Annotated in this window: 3 protein-coding genes; 1 reads left to right on the top strand and 2 read right to left on the bottom strand. The window is 40.9% G+C overall.

Features of this window, described 5'->3' with window-relative positions; translation table 11 throughout:
- A partial coding sequence (locus B4K20_RS10900) for a putative bifunctional diguanylate cyclase/phosphodiesterase (RefSeq protein WP_289282900.1) occupies nucleotides 1-1,464 on the top strand: 1,464 nt, incomplete at its 5' end.
- Here B4K20_RS10900 and B4K20_RS10895 read toward each other — a convergent pair.
- Both B4K20_RS10895 and B4K20_RS10890 read right to left on the bottom strand, forming a co-directional pair.
- A complete protein-coding gene (locus B4K20_RS10895) occupies nucleotides 1,461-1,685 on the bottom strand; it encodes a DUF2835 domain-containing protein (protein WP_289282899.1) in 225 nt (74 codons plus the stop codon). The two genes, B4K20_RS10900 and B4K20_RS10895, sit on opposite strands and share 4 nt — an antisense overlap.
- A gap of 11 nt (nucleotides 1,686-1,696) precedes the next feature.
- Nucleotides 1,697-2,110, bottom strand: a complete 414-nt coding sequence (locus B4K20_RS10890) for an HIT domain-containing protein (RefSeq protein ID WP_289282898.1) — start codon at nucleotides 2,108-2,110, stop codon at nucleotides 1,697-1,699.
- Between the last annotated feature and the right edge of the window lie 67 nt (nucleotides 2,111-2,177).

The raw sequence follows: 2,177 nt of genomic DNA, 5'->3' as shown, positions 1-2,177 counted from the left end.
CTATCTCATTATGATGAAAATATTGTTCATATGGAGTCAGATATTCTTTCAGCTGATGGTCAAATTCATACCATCTCATGGATACATTCGAGTTTCCAAATACCCACCAATAATGCTGTGATTCTCTCTGTCGGTATCGATATAACAGAAAAAAAACAAAATGAAACCGAATTACGCTGGCTCGCCAGCCATGATCCATTAACCGAACTCTATAACCGAAAGAAACTGAAGAGCCAGTTTGAACACATTCTAAAACAGGCTATTTTCAATGATCAGCAAGGTATTTTACTGGTGCTGGATTTAGATCATTTTAAAGATATCAATGACAGTTGCGGTCATAACGTCGGTGACCAGTTACTGAAAAACGTAGCAAAAGCACTGACAGAAATCAGTCGTGACAATGATGTATTAGCCCGATTAGGTGGTGATGAATTTGCCATTATTCTTCCAGAAACCGACTTAAATGTAGCCATTAATGTCTGTGAAAAAATTAGTGATCGATTACATGCTTTGCATTTTGAATTTGAGCAGGTTCGCTACAGCATTTCTTCCAGCATTGGTATCGTGCCCTTCCCACTGAATGAATTCAGTGTAGATCGTCTTCTAAGTAGCGCTGATTTGGCGATGTATCAGGCCAAGTCACTTGGTAAGGATACCTGGCATCTCTTTACTTTTGACGACATGCTTGGCAAACAGCTGCAAGAACGTATGCGTTGGAAACAGAAAATAGAAGATGCTCTGTCAGAGGATCGCTTTGTCCTGTATTTCCAACCCATCATGCAGATTCAAAAACAGACCGTGAGTCACTATGAAGTACTGCTACGTATGCAGGATGAGGATGGTCAAATACATAGCCCAGCAATGTTTATAGAAGTGGCTGAACAGTCGGGCTTGATCCATCGGATTGATCATTATGTTTTAGAGAAAGGCATTGCCAAACTTGCTGAACTCGAGCAACAAGAGCAAACCATCACCTTATCATTGAATTTATCTGCACACGCCATGCTAGATGCTGAGCTCATCCCGCTACTCAAACGTCTTTTAAAACATTATCGTGCCAGTCCGGAACATCTACTGTTTGAGTTAACAGAAACAGCTGCCGTCGCCGATATTAATCAGGCACGTCAATTAATGCGAGAAATGCGTGATTTAGGCTGTCGCTTCTCGATTGATGACTTTGGTTCAGGCTTTGCTTCGTTTCGTTATTTACGAGAATTACCTGTCGATGTGGTGAAAATCGATGGCATGTTTATCACCCATATCACAGATAATAATGACGATAAATTATTTGTGGAAGCCTTAGTTTCTGTTGCGAAAGGCATGGGCAAGAGCACAGTAGCAGAATTTGTTGAAAGTGCTGAGATTCTCGCCGTTTTAGCTGAACTAGGTGTGGACTATGCCCAAGGGTATTATATTGGAAAGCCGCAAGCTAGATTGCTTGATGGTCCGCTTAAATTAGACTAATCAGATAAACGCGTTATGCCGATCAGTTTGTTATTGTTATCAAATTCGATAGAAAACAGGCCATTGACACCGGAGCTATCAATAAAGCGACGAATATGTTCCGCCGGAAAACTGACCCTTTGCCCTGTTTCAGCCGTCACAATGACCGTTCTCGCCATGCCTTGATAATAACGAAGCGCTTGTTCAGGAGAAAGAGTCATTCGAAAGCGTAATCGTTTCATGCGTCGTCTTTCTAAATCAAATAATCACCTAAAGCGTGGGTCAACTGTGACATCATCGCTTTTTTTGCTATTTCCGAGTAAGGCTCTGCTTGGCCTACTCCCCATACAGGTTTTGGCCAGGTCGCATCTGTTTTAAATCGGGCAATATGGTGAATGTGTAATTGCTCAACCATATTACCTAATGCAGCAATATTCATCTTATCGGCTGAAAATAAAGTTGACATAGCATGGCTAAGAAAACTGGACTCGTTGAGTAATCGTTGCTGTTCAGACTCTGTCAGCTGATAAATCTCGGTTTTATTTTCACGCTTAGGCACCAGAATAATCCATGGATAGCGGACATCATTCATTAATAAAACATCACACAATTCAAATTCACCAATATGAATAGTGTCTTGTTTAAGTTGTGGATGAAGCGCGAACATTATTTTTCAGCCAGGTATTTGGTGACAATTTCATACACATCTGCTGACAATTCTTTTTCAGCAGCAA

Source organism: Methylophaga sp. UBA5088 (genome assembly GCF_002414625.1).
In the GTDB taxonomy this organism is placed as follows: Bacteria; Pseudomonadota; Gammaproteobacteria; order Nitrosococcales; family Methylophagaceae; genus Methylophaga; species Methylophaga marina.
The sequence above is the reverse complement of the archived record's forward strand: the minus strand, read 5'-3'. Positions and strand labels throughout refer to the sequence as shown.